This is a genomic window from Aquiflexum sp. (assembly GCF_977115555.1).
Window position 1 is genome coordinate 14,380 of the sequence record NZ_CDSBKL010000008.1, and the last position, 13,717, is coordinate 28,096.

Here is a 13,717-nt window from a genome sequence, read left to right on the forward strand (position 1 = left end):
CATGAATATCACTGCCAATGCCATAGAGCTAAATAACTTTGAACTGATGTTTGAAGAAAAATATGCAAAGGTATATGCCAATCAAGAAAAAGGAATTATTATATGTGAACTTTTGACGGACTATATACCGATTGATGATTTCAAGAAAACCTTTCTTCATATTACCCAAACTGTTGAAAAAGGGAAATACAAAAAATTCATTTTTGACAAAAGATCACTCAGGGCATTTCACCAGCCAAGCATGGAATGGTATTTTCTAAACTGGAAAAACAAAATGCTCGAGCTCGGAATTGACCAGCACCGAAAAATCCTGCCTGAGGAAAGATGGTTTGAGAAAATGGTCATGATTGCCAAAGAACAGATTATGAAGAATAATCCTGACAATATCATCCATTTGTTGGACATCAAATATTGCAATTCCATCGAAGAAGCGATTTTGATATGATGAAGCATTTCGATAAAGCTTCCATCATGGAGGCGGAATCGGCTTTTAGAAGGGATTTTATCAACTGCCTTTCGGGATATAAAAGCCTAAATCTCATCGGTACGAAAAACCTGAAAGGCATTTCCAATCTTTCTCCTTTTTCTCAGGTTTTTCATATCGGAGCCACACCCCCTTTGGTTGGGATATTGTTTAGACCGCATACTGTCGAAAGACATACTTTAGAAAATATTCTTGAAACAGGATATTTCACCCTCAACCACATCACTGAAGAATTTTACCGGAAAGCACACCAATCTGCGGCAAGGTATTCCGGATCTGAATTTGAAGCCACAGGAATAGAGGAAGAATACCTCGGAGATTTTTTTGCACCTTTTGTTGCCAAAAGTAAGGTGAAACTTGGTTGTAGTTTTGTAGAGTCCCAAACCTTAAAAGTCAATGGTACTGAACTTCTCATCGGAGCCATCGAACATGTTTGGGTCGATGAAAAAGGCCTTCGATCAGATGGTTCTCTTGATCTGAATCTCTTGGGGACAGTAACAGTCACCGGTTTGGATGAATACCATGTAGGGAAAAAAATCGCTAGATTGAGCTATCCAAAGCCCGGAAAAGAATTGGAGGAGATTTAGAAAAGGGAAGGAAGTAAAGGGGATTGTATTTTTAAGAAGGTAATGACCAAATAGAGAAAGATGAACCTGCTTGAATTGACACCTTCTGGATTGTATTGCCCTCAAGCAGATATTTTTATAGATCCTTGGCGACCTGTTGACAAGGCAGTCATCACTCACGCACATTCTGATCATGCCCGATGGGGTATGAAGCATTATCTTTCACATCACCATTCTTCTGAAGTCATGAAACTCCGTCTGGGTCAGGAGATTTCTCTTGAAACTTTGGACTATGGAGAAAGCTTGGATATCAACGGGGTGATTTTGTCACTACATCCAGCAGGCCATATTCCGGGCTCGGCGCAAGTCAGGTTGGAATACAAAGGAAAAACCGTCGTCATTTCAGGAGACTACAAAACGGAGGACGATGGACTTTCTCAGCCTTTTGAAGCCATCAAATGCCATGAATTTGTGTCTGAATGTACTTTTGGTATGCCTATATACAAATGGCAAAGCCAAAAAGAGATTTTCACCGCGATCAATGGCTGGTGGGAGCAAAATTCATCTTCGGGTAGAAACTCGGTTCTTTTTGCTTATTCATTGGGAAAAGCTCAGCGAATCATCAACAATTTGGATTTATCTATCGGGGAAATTTTTGCACATGGAGCTATCTGGAATACCAATCAGGCTTTGATTGCCAATGGGGTTAAAGTAATAAATGTTCCAAAAATGACTCCTGAAATTCCCAAAAGCAGGGTTAAAGGAGCGATGATAATTGCGCCGCCTTCAGCAATGGGGTCTCCTTGGATGAAACAGTTTTCTCCCTACCAGACAGGAATCTGCTCAGGCTGGATGAATATCCGGGGAGCGCGCCGAAGACGTGCCGCAGATGCAGGTTTTGTGCTATCCGACCATGCAGATTGGGAGGGATTGATATCAGCCATCAAAGCCACCGAAGCTGAAAAAGTATACCTGACACATGGCAGTACTGCGGTTTGTGGGAGGTATCTGGAGGAAGTGGAGAGAATCCACGCAGTCGAATTAAAGACCTTGTTTGAAGGAGAAAACAGCAATTTGGAGGATTCTTAGCCTATCTTTTTTTATCTTAAGGGAAAAATTCATGTCCATGAGAAAATTCTTTTCCGTTTTCTTTTTGCTTATCCTAATTGCATGTACTCCTCAAAAGATGGATAAGGGTAAAATCCTTACCATATCAGGAGAGATTTCCCCCGAGGAGATGGGCCTGACTTTGATCCATGAACATATTTTGGTGGACTTTATCGGGGCAGATTCTACGGGATATCACCGTTGGGACAAGGATTCGGTGGTGCAGCGGGTTTTGCCTTTTTTGGAAGAAATCAAAGCAAGGGGAGTCAACACTTTGGTCGAATGTACCCCTTCCTACTTGGGCAAAGATCCTATCCTCTTGAAAAAACTTCACGAGGCAACAGGAATCAATTTCCTAACCAATACAGGTTATTACAGCGCGGTGGAGGGTAAATACCTCCCCTCCCATGCCTACTCAGAATCTGCTGAAGAACTATCCAAAAGGTGGATTGCAGAATTTGAAAATGGAATCGAAGATACCGGAATCAAGCCTGGCTTTATCAAAATCTCGGTCAACAGCGGGCCTTCACTTTCACAAATGGATGAAAAATTGGTAAGGGCAGCCGCAAAGACCCAAAAAGAAACCGGTCTTTTGATCGTGTCCCATACAGGAACCTGGGAAACGGCCGAAGCCCAAATCCAAGTTTTGAAAAATGAAAAAGTAGACCTCAATCATTTTGTATGGGTGCATGCTCAGAATGAAAAGAATTTTCAAAAATACATGGAAGCAAAAAATGAAGGAGTTTGGATCAGCTTGGATGGCATTGCTTGGGATGTTCCAGGACATTTGGAAAGGATTGTTTTTTGCAAGGAAAATGGACTTTTGGACCATGTCCTTCTGTCACACGATGCCGGATGGTACAGTCCCGGTGAAGCAAATGGTGGGGATTTTAAAGGATTTACCGCTTTGTTTGATGCATTAATCCCCTTACTGAAGGAAAAGGGATTTACCCAAACCGAGTTGGATTTGATGTTGATCCAAAATCCTGCGAAGGCATTCTCGATTAAATTATAAAACAGCTAAAAATCCATCTAGCTTCTGGAGAAACAGGATAACAGGGACACAGGTTAACAAATAACCCAATAACCAATTAACTTAATACCCATTAGCTCCCCAATTTTCCAATCTTCCAATTTTCTAATTTTCCAATCCCATTTTCCAAAATAATCTTCTGAAATCCTTTTCCTGTTATGGCTGCCCTATGTACCTTTGTCCATGGCAGAACAAATCCTCATCCTAGACTTTGGTTCCCAATACACACAACTCATCGCCCGACGCGTGAGGGAACTCAATGTATATTGCGAAATCCACCCCTATAATAAAATTCCTGAAATCACCCCTGATATAAAAGGAGTAATCCTTTCGGGAAGCCCATGTTCCGTCAGGGATGCAGGCTCACCGGATTTGGACCTTGACAGCTTAAGGGGCAAATTGCCTTTGCTGGGCGTTTGCTATGGAGCGCAGTTGCTGGCAAACAAATACGGAGGAGAAGTGCTTCCTTCAGAAATCCGCGAATATGGCCGTGCAAATCTCGACCACATTGACCTGCACCATGATTTATTGAAAGAAATGACCCATGGTTCCCAGGTTTGGATGTCTCATGGAGATACCATCAAGACGCTTCCCGAAGGATTTGACATCATTGCAAGTACTGCATCCGTCAAGGTAGCAGCCTTCAAAATCCAAGGAGAAGTCACCTACGGTATCCAATTCCATCCGGAAGTCACGCACTCTTTGGAAGGTAAAAACCTGCTTAGAAATTTTGTGGTCCATATCTGTGGTTGCTCCCAAGATTGGACTTCTGATACATTTATCGACAGCACTGTCGCCCAACTCAAAGAGAAAATCGGAAATGACAATGTCGTCATGGGACTTTCAGGCGGTGTAGATTCTTCAGTGGCCGCCACATTGATCCACAGGGCTATCGGCAAAAACCTCTATTGTGTTTTTGTTGACAATGGATTGCTCCGCAAAAATGAATACGAAGAAGTTTTGGAATCCTACAAAACCCTTGGACTGAACGTCATCGGAGTGGATGCCAAGCAAAGATTTTATGATGCTTTGGCGGGATTGTCAGATCCTGAAGCCAAAAGAAAAGCCATAGGACGTGCATTTATCGAAGTTTTTGATGATGAAGCGCACAAGATTGAAGGTGTCAAATGGCTTGGTCAAGGCACAATCTATCCTGACGTGATCGAATCGGTTTCTGTCAAAGGACCTTCTGCCACGATCAAATCCCACCATAATGTGGGCGGGTTACCGGACTTTATGAAGCTTTCTGTGGTCGAGCCTCTCAATACCTTGTTCAAGGATGAAGTGAGGGAAGTCGGAAGGGCTTTGGACATTCCAGAGGCAATCATCGGAAGACATCCTTTTCCAGGTCCGGGTCTTGCTATCAGGATTTTGGGAGACATTACTGCTGAGAAAGTCAAAACCCTTCAGGAAGTCGATTACATATTTATACAAGGCCTCAAAGACTCAGGATTGTACAATCAGGTGTGGCAGGCAGGAGCCATCCTTCTCCCAATCCAATCTGTAGGTGTCATGGGAGATGAGCGGACTTATGAAAAAGTTGTAGCCTTAAGGGCAGTAGGTTCTGTGGATGGCATGACTGCAGATTGGATCCATTTGCCGTATGAATTTCTGGGGAAAATGTCCAATGAAATCATCAACCGGGTCAAAGGCGTCAACAGGGTTGTCTATGACATCTCCTCCAAGCCACCTGCCACGATTGAGTGGGAATAGAAAAACAAAACAAAACATAAAATAAAAGAAGGAACATCTTGACATGTTCCTTCTTTTTGCTTTATCAGCATTTTCATTCGGATAAAGATTTTAATTATTGTCCAGATTCAGTTAATTTGAAACATGACAATTTCTTAGACTCCAAGATTTTTTCATCCACAGCTTATTTGCATCCAGACTTATGAGAAAAAGACAAATCATTGTTACAGCTTTTTTGATACTTTCCATTGTTTTGATTCTGGTTTTGGACCTTCGTCACCATCATTGGCTAGTTTCTTTTTGTCTGATTTTGATGTTTGCCTTTTATGGAAGGGAGCATTACAAATTGGTGACAAGGGGAGTAGGTGGGGAATTGTTTTTGCGCAGACAAAAGAAGAGTTTCAAAAAGTGGACAATAGCCCTTGCTGTGGCCGGGACAATACTGTTTTTTGTAGGAATTCCGATACCAAAATGGACTTTGGTACTTTTTTGGTTGATTGTATTGTATGAGTGTTTTTTATTTTTTTTGGTCAAAAACCTAAATCCCATCACCTTGGTCTTGGATGGCTATCAATTGAAATTCCGGGGTGTCATCGTGTCTCACCGCAACATTTCAGGTTTGACCAAGATTGACCATATAGATTCATCGGGAGGTCTTCGTTTTTCATTCAGAGATGAAAATGACATTCAGATCAAAAAATCGGATTACCTCGATACTGATATTTTTCAATTGATAGAAATCTGTAAGGAACGTACCAAAGAAGACCTTGTGCTATCCCAGAATCTGATATAACCCGATTTGGGTTAAATTATCTTTGTCCACATTTCCAATTCATTTTCTTTCTTACAAACTATAAATTTGGATATGGAGTCAATTGCCAAAGTCTGTGTTACTTTTGTGGTAGCAAATGAAAATCAAAACCTTCAAGTACTCCGAAAATTTTTGCGAAGAAAACATCTGGCACCTGTGCCAAAATCCTGAACTTGATGGTTTCATCAAAAAGGTGTTGATCATTTCAAACAGCAGCAGAAATTGTTCCTTCAGATTCCAAAAATCCCCCAACGGCGACGAAGTGGTATGGTGGGATTATCATGTGATTTTATTGGCTTCCAATCCAGAATTCCAACTGATTTATGATTTTGATTCTACATTGGAATTTCCGATTTCTTTGAAAAATTACCTTGATGCCACATTTCAGATTGACCAAAATCGAGATGGCAAGGAACTTCCGGGATTCAAAGCCATTACATCTGAAGATTTTATCCACTCTTTTATTTCCGATCGGGGACATATGAAGGATGATCAGGGCAATTGGCTTTCTTCTCCTCCCAAATGGCCTGCAATCGGCAAAAGCGGCAATTTGCCTTTGCCGGAATTGCTTGATTTTACCCAATCTAGCAAGGAAAAGATCTTCAGTCTGGAGGAGATTTACGCCCATACAGATGACATTTCTTATTGACCTTAACTTAGAAATTGGGAAAATTCAGTTTTGACCCAAGATTTTTTTTGAACGGATTTTTGACTTTAAGTTTTGTGGGCTAAGTTTAAACTTTGGCAATTCCCAACATCCTCCATTTCCAAAATGAAAAATCCAATCTTTGTATTAGCCATCGTTTTGTTTTCTTTTTCCTGTCAAAATAACAAGGAAATAAGCCATCAGAAACACCTCGGAAGCATGGCTGCCATGGCGGAAATGGTAGCGGCAGAAGTCAAGCCAATTGCATTGAGTGAGCCTCTTACCTCTGATGAGGCAGAGGCTTTGTGGAAAGATGCCATTTACGTTGCAGAAAAATACGGTGTGGAAGTTTTTAGAGAACCTGATTTGCTCAAAACTCAGCTTTTCCCTGAAGCAATCGCAGAAGGAAAGGAAGTCATGATTTTTCATAAGCCAAATGCTATGGAAGCCTACCTTGATTTAAAAAAAACCATTCTTGGAGGAAACAACAGTATCAGCGAAGCTCGTCGATTCGGAAGGCTTTTGGGTTATCCCAATCATTACATCAATTCCCTTTTGGCCAAAAACACCGAATTTAAGACTTTGCCTGATTTTGATATTAAGGGAACCAATGTTTTTCTTTATTACAAAGATTTGGCTTCTGCCAAGTATTTTTATAATCAGACTTTGGGGATGGAGATTGTGTCTGATTATGGATTTGCAGTGACTTTACGGATTTCCCACGATGCCTACATGACTTTGGTGGATGAATCCAAAGGCATGCATCGCGCTTCCGAACCAAAGACTGTCGCCATCGCTTTATTGACCGATCAGCTTCCCGAATGGTACGCCTACCTCCAAGGCAAAAATGTCCCCATCAAATACACCTACAAACCCAAGGAAAACAATGCCCATGACGGTTTTGTAGCAATAGATCCGGAAGGATATTTGTTGGAATTTGAAATGTTCAAACAGCATGAGGAAAACGAATGGCTTGTACCCCAAATGAGAAAATACCCGGCATTGCCTACAGCCTCCAAAGATGTTGCTGCAGGATTGGGTTTTTATGGGGCGGTGACGTGGATGTATTACCAAGACATGCAGGAAGCGGAGAAGTTTTACGAAGAAATCATCGGATTACGCATGATCGTCGATCAGGGCTGGGTCAAAGTATATCAGGTCTCCGAGACAGGCTATATTGGATTGGTGGATGAAAGGAGGGGAATGCATACTTTTTCTGAGGACAAGGCTGTGAATGTTTCTTTTTTGCTTGGGGATGTTTCAGGCTGGTTTGACTACATACAGACCAATAATTCCTTTCCTTTGAGGCAGGACAGTCTTGAAGTAGGGCCTGAAAACAAATACAAAGGATTTGTGGGTTACGATCCGGCAGGTTATTTCTTGGAATTCGATCAATTCTTCCCCCATCCTGACAATGATAGGTTGCTGGAACTATTGGGGAAAAAGAGGAATTGACGTGTAAATGCGAGTTTCGTTTTTTCCATTTTAATTCTCTTAGCAAACATAATTTTCCTGAATTGGAGATTACTTCTAATTTGGCAGTGTCTGTCATGAATGTTTGGTAATTTGGTTGGTCTGTTGGGTTCACTATTCAGACTTTTTGAATTGCCACCTGATCCTCTACCCGATTTTCCTTTCATTTTTTGGAATATTATTGCAGTTTTGCACAAATAATAACCTTTATGGCCGTACTGCTCCAATCGCTCAGGTTAATAGACCCGCTAAGGATCCACCCTCCCAAAAATTACATTTTTACCGGTTCGGAAATCACCGAACAAGAAACAGGGGATTCTAGGAAAATCAAAGAAACCATCGATTGCTCGTCTTTTTTTGCTTCCAAAGGCTGGATAGATTTGAGGTGTATGTCCGGCGAACCTGGAGAAGAATACCGTGAGTCTCTTGAAAGCCTTGGTGAAGTGTTGGCGGCAAGTGGCTTTGCCAAAGCGGTTCTTTTGCCCAATACCAAGCCGGCCATCCAAACCAAAAATGAGATCCAATATATCCGATCCAAAGCAAAGGAATGGCTCACAGACTTGACCATCATGGCTGCTGCGACCAAAGATTGTAAAGGAGAGGATTTCACAGATATCCTTGATTTGAATCATGAGGGAGTATTTGTCTTTGGAGACGGAACGCACCCGATTTCCAACCCTGACCGTTTGTTGAAGATTTTGCAGTATTTGCAGAAATTTGATGGGCTGTTATTTGACCAAACTTATGATCCCTATTTAGCCTTATTTGGGCAGATGCATGAAGGAATCACTTCCACTAGGCTTGGGATGAAAGGAATCCCAAATTTGTCCGAAGAAGTGGCCGTGCACCGGAACCTGGAAATCCTTAAGTATGCCGGTGGAAGATTGCATCTTCAGACCATCAGTTCCAAAGGGGCAGTCGAAAAAATCAGACAAGCCAAAAAAGAAGGAATGAAAGTCACGGCTGATGTATCTCTTTACCAATTGCTGTTTTCAGACGAAGACATGGCTTCGTTTGATACCAACCTGAAGGTAATGCCACCTTTCCGGGGAAAAGAAGACAGGGATGCGCTGCTAGACGGGTTGAAAGACGGCACGATCGATGCCATTGTTTCCAACCATCAGCCACAGGATTTTGATTCCAAATTTATGGAATTTGATCTGGCAGCTTTCGGCATGGCAGGTTTGCAGACTTTCTTGCCCGGGATGGTGAAATTGGCCGAAGAGCTCACGTGGCCGCTGCTGATCTCCAAAATCACCGAAGGACCTGCCAAAGTCCTTGGTCCAGATGCTGCCAAAATAGAAAACCTGACCATTTTTGACCCTGAGGAAAACTGGGTTTTTGACCAAAAATCAAACAAATCCCTTTCTGCCAATACACCTTGGTTTAATAGCTCCTTGAAAGGAAAAGTAAAGTTTCTCATCAACAAAGGCCGTTTTGTCAAAATATAGATGAAGCGCTATTTCGAATCAACGTACTTGTTTGGATTAATCGGGGGTGTTTTTTGTGTCCTCGCTTTTCTGCTTTTCAAATGGATTGGGTTTGATGCCACCAACCTCAGCATGCTGTTTGGCTATGTGCTGATTCCGATCTTCGTGTTTTTGGGAATCCGATATTTTCGGAATGACATCAATGGAGGAGAACTTTCTTTTGCACATGGCATGACTATCGGTTTTCTTATTTATTCCATGATCGCAGTTGTTGCGGGATTGGGGGTTTGGCTGGTTTTATCTATTAGTCCGGAATTTTTTCAGGAAATCAAAACCTCCAAGGTAGCAGTAATGGATACAAACAAAGATTTGATTGTGGGTCAGTTGGGACAGGAGTCATTTGACTTTACTTATGAAAAAATCCTTGCAATGACCGCATTGGATATTGCTTTGAATGATTTTATTTGGAAAATCCTTCCAGGATTATTTTTTACAATCATTATTTCAATAATTTTAAGGAGAACAAAACTTTAAACTCTATGGAAAATCAAGAATCACCATTCAAAGCAGGACTCAATTCAGGTTTGATCTTGGGTATTATTTCAATTGTTATTACCTACATCATTTACTTCATTGACCCAACCTTATTGGTAGCATGGTACGTGGGTATCGGTATTTTAGTATTGTATATTGGTTTAATCATTTATTTCGGTTCTCAATACAGAACTTCTATTGGCGGATTTATGAGCTTTGGCACTGCCTTTAATTTTGCCTTTATTGCCATGGTTGTTTCAGGTTTATTAGGAATCTGTGGCAATCTTTTGCTTTACAATGTCGTTGATCCTGCCCTTCCGGGAGTATTGATTGAGAGCCAAATGGAGACTCAGATGGCCATGTTAGAGAAATTCGGAGCTGCTGATTCGATGACTTCTGAGCAGTTAGATGATATCCGTACCAGCCTTGAAAGTGGCTATACTGTCACAGGACAGTTGAAAGCATTTGGATTTTTGTTGATTGCTTATGCCATTATAGCCTTGATTCTAGGTGCTATATTGAAAAAAAGAGACAAATCTTTAGATTATTGATATAGGCTTCTTAAGCCATTGGCTGAGATCTTCAATGGCTTCCGAGGTTTTTCAAAGGACTTTCAAATTTGATGTGATAGTTTCCTTTAACAAAATGATTTTCGAAATACCAAAATGACCCAAATTTCAATCGTCATCCCTGTTTTCAACGAACAGGAATCACTAGCTGAATTGCATAACTGGATCTGCCGTGTCATGGAAGGACACGGCTTTTCTTATGAAATCATATTTGTCAATGATGGCAGCAATGACGGGTCATGGAAGGAAATCCAAAAACTATCCAAACTCAATCCCTTTGTAAAAGGCATCAGTTTTGGCCGGAATTATGGAAAGTCTGCCGCCTTGGATATGGGTTTCAGTAAGGCTGTGGGAGAGGTTGTATTTACTTTGGATGCGGATCTGCAAGACAGTCCTGATGAGATTCCTGGGATGTATGACATGATTGTCGTTGACGGATTTGAAATCGTGTCGGGATGGAAAAAGAAAAGGCATGATCCCATCAGCAAGACAATTCCTTCCAGATTTTTTAATTGGGTGACTAGGGTGATTTCGGGGATTAAGCTCCATGATTTCAACTGTGGTCTCAAGGCTTACGACAGGAAAGTCGTCAAAAACATCCACCTCTATGGAGAAATGCACCGCTATATTCCGCTGATTGCGAAGTGGAGCGGTTTTGTTAAAATCGGCGAAAAAGTAGTCGAACACAGACCGAGAAAATACGGCTACACCAAATTTGGTTGGGAAAGATTCCTGAACGGCTTCCTTGACCTGATTTCCGTTTCCTTTGTCAACAGGTACAAAAAGCGCCCTATGCATTTCTTTGGAACTTTGGGTTCAGTCTCCTTCTTGGCGGGCTTTTTTATTACGGTATGGCTGATTTTCCAAAAGATCTATGGTCTTTACAAAGGCTTAGCAGTTAGGGAAATCACCGCCCAACCCTTGTTCTTTTTAGCTTTGGTGGCATTGATTGTGGGCGTTCAGCTGTTTTTGACAGGATTCCTCGCTGAGATGTTGACTTCTCAGAGCAGCCGAAAGTCTGATTATAACATTGACTCAGAACTGAATTTCAAGGATTGATGGTTTTTTCGGTTATCATACCGGTGTACAACCGTCCCGATGAAATCAGGGAATTGCTTCAGAGTCTGACTATACAGACTTTTACAGATTTTGAGGTGATCGTAGTAGATGACGGATCAGATAATCCATGCAGGCTTACGGTAGAATCCTTTAGTGAAATTCTCAAAGTCAGGTATTTTTGGATTGAGAATATTGCTCAGGGATTTGCCAGAAATTTTGGGATGAAACAGGCAAAGGGGCAATATTTTGTTCTTTTTGATTCTGATTGCATCATCCCTTTACACTATTTTGAGGTTTTGGATCAGGCGATCAAGGAAAGGAAATTCGATGCGCACGGAGGTCCTGATGCCGCAGAAGAGAATTTTTCCAACTTCCAAAAGGCCATCAACTACAGTATGACTTCGGTCCTGACTACGGGAGGAATAAGGGGAAAATTGAAAGACCCAAGTAAGTTTCAAGCCCGGGGATTCAATATGGGACTATCCAAAAAGGCATTTGAGACGACCAAAGGTTTTGTAGACCCAAATAGAGGCGAGGACATCGAGTTGAGCATGAGGCTCAAGAAAATGGGTTTTAGGTTGGAATTGGTGGAGGAAGCATTTGTATACCACAAAAGGAAAAACACCTGGCAGAGCTTTTTCAGACAGAGTTATTCCTTTGGCCAAAACAGAATCAACGTCAGCCGTTACCACCGGGATGCGGTGAAGTTGGTGCATCTGATGCCGGCGGTTTTTTTGATAGGATGGATAATGGTTATTGGGTTATTGGTTATTGGAAATTGGTTTCCCGCCTTTTCGGTTTTAGTAACATCAGGCCTTTTGATTTATGAACTTTGGATTTTAGCTGTTTTCGTCCATGCTACCTATTTGAATAAATCCATTTGGGTAGGATTCCTTTCAGTTTTTACTGCTTTTGGGCAGCTGAGTTGCTATGGGGCTGGGTTGATGACGGAATGGGTGAAGAAGGTTTTTAAAGGGTAATATCCTATTAACTTTTTACACGGAAATTGTCAGGAAGTCTTGTTGGATTTTTAGGGTATTAGTTTTATGTTTAGATAATGAGAAAATATACGCCAATGTGGTATCTACCAACCCAATCTAGTATGCTTTACGCCACAGTGGCGCAGAGATAATCGTTGGCAGCAAGCTGGTGAACAAACAAATCAAAGACTACAAAGAGAAAATGAAATTCATTTTAAGACTAAAACATTGGCAAGTATTTTTAATTCTAATCGCTGGACTATTCATCAGTAATTTTGAAATTGAAAACAACAAGACCCTTACAACAATTTTATTTTTAATTGGCATGACAACTTACTTCTCATGGATACTATTCGTTGGACACGCACTCTACCAACTACTACCGGAGAAGATTGAACTGAACTATAATCTATTCCTAATTAACAGTTTCATCTGGCTGACATCTTTCATATTTGTCATGGTGATTTCTGATGGACAAGGAATGACTTTTAGTGGAGTTGAAGCACTACCTGGGTTTTATGTCTTCTTTGCGTTTCTGTATTTTTTAATGTTTCCAGCAAGGGGGCTAAAGTCAATTTGAAAGGATAAAAAAGCAGATATTGGAGAATGTATCGGAGACTTCTTTCTTATAGTGTTTTTACCAATTGGAATTTGGTTTCTACAACCAAGAATTAACAGGGTTACGGCTGACAAGTAAATGGCTCATTTGACCCAATAAATCTTTATCCTGACAAGCCTTAATTCATTGACATAAATAAATGTATTTTCAAATAACGCAATTATGAGCGAAAATCTATTTTCAAATGACACATTAACGGAAGAAGAAGCATTTTGGGTAATGTGGTATTATTTAGAAGGACATTATGAATTGGCAGGCGGTCAATTTGATTTATCTGACATTTTAAGTGCTTCACAACCCTTTGAGTTTGATGAAAACGGACATTTCGATGGAGAAGTGAAAGGCAATAGACGAATAGGGCCAGCAGACAGCGGAATGATTTGGCATTGGAACGAAGCAGTAAAAAAATACAGAGAACACGGACGACCTAAACCAACACAGCTAAAGAAATGAGAAAATCGGCGTAAACCGCACCTACAAGAAAAGTTCAGTGCTGGCAGACAGTTTTCGTCTCCGAAATCGCAAACTTCTTAAACCCTCCAAAAGTTAGATTGGATTAAAAGAACCCCCACATTTTTGGAAAATGTTATCTTTTGAGATAACTTTGTAAATATGGTAAGGAAGATAATTTTTTATGAAAACCACTTTATTGAATTTTATCAAAATCAAGATGAAAAGGTAAAGAGTAAGATTCAATATGTTTTTGAGCTGATC

Annotated in this window: 14 protein-coding genes; all 14 read left to right on the forward strand. The window is 40.9% G+C overall.

Going from position 1 to position 13,717, the window contains the following annotated elements; all coding sequences use genetic code 11:
* The first annotated feature begins 1 nt into the window (after position 1).
* The 14 genes from ACZFYI_RS01155 to ACZFYI_RS01220 all read left to right on the forward strand — a co-directional run bounded on the left by ACZFYI_RS01155 (position 2) and on the right by ACZFYI_RS01220 (position 13,456).
* Positions 2-445: a hypothetical protein gene (locus tag ACZFYI_RS01155; RefSeq protein WP_462522285.1), complete on the forward strand. Its 444-nt coding sequence runs from the start codon at positions 2-4 to the stop codon at positions 443-445.
* Positions 442-1,071 carry a flavin reductase family protein gene (locus tag ACZFYI_RS01160; protein WP_462522286.1) on the forward strand — a complete coding sequence of 210 codons (630 nt, stop codon included), beginning with the start codon at positions 442-444 and terminating at the stop codon, positions 1,069-1,071. The genes ACZFYI_RS01155 and ACZFYI_RS01160 overlap by 4 nt, the downstream gene beginning before the upstream one ends.
* Positions 1,072-1,131: 60 nt before the next feature.
* Positions 1,132-2,139 (forward strand): ligase-associated DNA damage response exonuclease, encoded by a 1,008-nt coding sequence (locus tag ACZFYI_RS01165; protein ID WP_462522287.1) that lies wholly within the window; start codon positions 1,132-1,134, stop codon positions 2,137-2,139.
* 37 nt (positions 2,140-2,176) lie between these two features.
* Positions 2,177-3,172, forward strand: coding sequence for a phosphotriesterase family protein (locus ACZFYI_RS01170; protein WP_462522288.1), 996 nt, complete (start codon positions 2,177-2,179; stop codon positions 3,170-3,172).
* Between the two features lie 201 nt (positions 3,173-3,373).
* Positions 3,374-4,903 carry a glutamine-hydrolyzing GMP synthase gene (guaA, locus tag ACZFYI_RS01175; protein WP_462522289.1) on the forward strand — a complete coding sequence of 510 codons (1,530 nt, stop codon included), beginning with the start codon at positions 3,374-3,376 and terminating at the stop codon, positions 4,901-4,903.
* 181 nt (positions 4,904-5,084) lie between these two features.
* Positions 5,085-5,675, forward strand: a complete 591-nt coding sequence (locus tag ACZFYI_RS01180) for a hypothetical protein (RefSeq protein WP_462522290.1) — start codon at positions 5,085-5,087, stop codon at positions 5,673-5,675.
* A 115-nt stretch (positions 5,676-5,790) separates the two neighbouring features.
* A complete protein-coding gene (locus ACZFYI_RS01185) occupies positions 5,791-6,342 on the forward strand; it encodes a protein N-terminal glutamine amidohydrolase (RefSeq protein ID WP_462522291.1) in 552 nt (183 codons plus the stop codon).
* 123 nt (positions 6,343-6,465) lie between these two features.
* A complete protein-coding gene (locus ACZFYI_RS01190) occupies positions 6,466-7,794 on the forward strand; it encodes a VOC family protein (protein WP_462522292.1) in 1,329 nt (442 codons plus the stop codon).
* A 227-nt stretch (positions 7,795-8,021) separates the two neighbouring features.
* Positions 8,022-9,263 (forward strand): dihydroorotase, encoded by a 1,242-nt coding sequence (locus ACZFYI_RS01195; protein ID WP_462522293.1) that lies wholly within the window; start codon positions 8,022-8,024, stop codon positions 9,261-9,263.
* On the forward strand, positions 9,264-9,776 hold the full coding sequence (locus tag ACZFYI_RS01200; protein WP_462522294.1) for a DUF4199 domain-containing protein: 513 nt from the start codon (positions 9,264-9,266) through the stop codon (positions 9,774-9,776). It begins immediately after the preceding gene.
* Between the two features lie 5 nt (positions 9,777-9,781).
* The gene (locus tag ACZFYI_RS01205; protein ID WP_462522295.1) at positions 9,782-10,327 is read left to right on the forward strand and encodes a DUF4199 domain-containing protein; all 546 of its coding nucleotides are present in this window, start codon (positions 9,782-9,784) and stop codon (positions 10,325-10,327) included.
* 114 nt (positions 10,328-10,441) lie between these two features.
* Entirely contained in the window at positions 10,442-11,404 is a 963-nt protein-coding gene (locus ACZFYI_RS01210) for a glycosyltransferase family 2 protein (protein WP_462522296.1), read from the forward strand.
* A complete protein-coding gene (locus ACZFYI_RS01215; protein WP_462522297.1) occupies positions 11,404-12,384 on the forward strand; it encodes a glycosyltransferase family 2 protein in 981 nt (326 codons plus the stop codon). Before ACZFYI_RS01210 ends, ACZFYI_RS01215 begins: the two co-directional genes overlap by 1 nt.
* Before the next feature lie 781 nt (positions 12,385-13,165).
* Complete coding sequence (locus ACZFYI_RS01220) at positions 13,166-13,456, forward strand: hypothetical protein (protein WP_462522298.1); 291 nt, start codon at positions 13,166-13,168, stop codon at positions 13,454-13,456.
* Positions 13,457-13,717: the final 261 nt, after the last annotated feature.

Coding starts and splice junctions, on each gene's coding strand:
- ACZFYI_RS01180 (WP_462522290.1), top strand. CDS start 5,085: ATGAGAAAAAGACAAATCATTGTTACAGCTTTTTTGATACTTTCCATT.
- ACZFYI_RS01185 (WP_462522291.1), top strand. CDS start 5,791: ATGAAAATCAAAACCTTCAAGTACTCCGAAAATTTTTGCGAAGAAAAC.
- ACZFYI_RS01210 (WP_462522296.1), top strand. CDS start 10,442: ATGACCCAAATTTCAATCGTCATCCCTGTTTTCAACGAACAGGAATCA.
- ACZFYI_RS01190 (WP_462522292.1), top strand. CDS start 6,466: ATGAAAAATCCAATCTTTGTATTAGCCATCGTTTTGTTTTCTTTTTCC.
- ACZFYI_RS01165 (WP_462522287.1), top strand. CDS start 1,132: ATGAACCTGCTTGAATTGACACCTTCTGGATTGTATTGCCCTCAAGCA.
- ACZFYI_RS01220 (WP_462522298.1), top strand. CDS start 13,166: ATGAGCGAAAATCTATTTTCAAATGACACATTAACGGAAGAAGAAGCA.
- guaA (WP_462522289.1), top strand. CDS start 3,374: ATGGCAGAACAAATCCTCATCCTAGACTTTGGTTCCCAATACACACAA.
- ACZFYI_RS01170 (WP_462522288.1), top strand. CDS start 2,177: ATGAGAAAATTCTTTTCCGTTTTCTTTTTGCTTATCCTAATTGCATGT.
- ACZFYI_RS01200 (WP_462522294.1), top strand. CDS start 9,264: ATGAAGCGCTATTTCGAATCAACGTACTTGTTTGGATTAATCGGGGGT.
- ACZFYI_RS01195 (WP_462522293.1), top strand. CDS start 8,022: ATGGCCGTACTGCTCCAATCGCTCAGGTTAATAGACCCGCTAAGGATC.
- ACZFYI_RS01205 (WP_462522295.1), top strand. CDS start 9,782: ATGGAAAATCAAGAATCACCATTCAAAGCAGGACTCAATTCAGGTTTG.
- ACZFYI_RS01160 (WP_462522286.1), top strand. CDS start 442: ATGATGAAGCATTTCGATAAAGCTTCCATCATGGAGGCGGAATCGGCT.
- ACZFYI_RS01155 (WP_462522285.1), top strand. CDS start 2: ATGAATATCACTGCCAATGCCATAGAGCTAAATAACTTTGAACTGATG.
- ACZFYI_RS01215 (WP_462522297.1), top strand. CDS start 11,404: ATGGTTTTTTCGGTTATCATACCGGTGTACAACCGTCCCGATGAAATC.